Here is a 574-nt window from a genome sequence, read left to right as displayed (position 1 = left end):
CGACAGGATATTGCGGCGCTGGACCGAAAGCTCGTCGAACAGGCGGGCGCTGATCGGCTTTTCCGTGCCCGGCGCAACTGCCTCAGGCCTGGAAGGTGCAGCGCTGCCTCGCTTGGTGGAACCTGGCACCGGCTCTTCGGCCGTCGCTGTCACCTTGCCATTCTCATCGGTCTCGAACGACAGGCGCTTTTCGCTGTAGTAATCGGCCTCGAGGACCATTTCGCCGCGGGTGGTGAGAACCAGAAACTTTCCGGCCTCACTGCGCCATTCTTCGGGCAATTCGCGCACCGGGTTATTGAGGTCACTGCGCTCACCATCGAGATCCTCATACTCGGCCTCGAGCTGCCCGAAATCGGCCCCGTCGCCTTCAGGGTCGCCTTCATTGCCTTCGTCGATGATCTCGCTGATTTCTTCCATTCGGGCATCGATCGCGTCAATTCGGGCACGTGCTTCTTCGGAGAGCGACGCGGGCGGGAGGCGAACCGCATTGACGCCCATTTCGCTGCGCGCCTGCCATGAATTGGTCGACGCCACCGGGCTGATCCACGCAAGGCCCGTTTCAGCAGCAATGCGC

At 62.0% G+C, this 574-nt stretch carries 1 protein-coding gene; it reads right to left on the bottom strand.

Features of this window, described 5'->3' with window-relative positions:
* A partial coding sequence (locus tag ACT6QU_RS19505; protein ID WP_444837035.1) for a hypothetical protein occupies window positions 1-498 on the bottom strand: 498 nt, incomplete at its 3' end.
* Window positions 499-574: the final 76 nt, after the last annotated feature.

It is taken from the genome of Aliihoeflea sp., assembly GCF_052435475.1.
Classification (GTDB): Bacteria; Pseudomonadota; Alphaproteobacteria; order Rhizobiales; family Rhizobiaceae; genus Aliihoeflea.
Note: the sequence above shows the minus strand (reverse complement) of the source record. Positions and strands in the feature narration are given on the sequence as shown.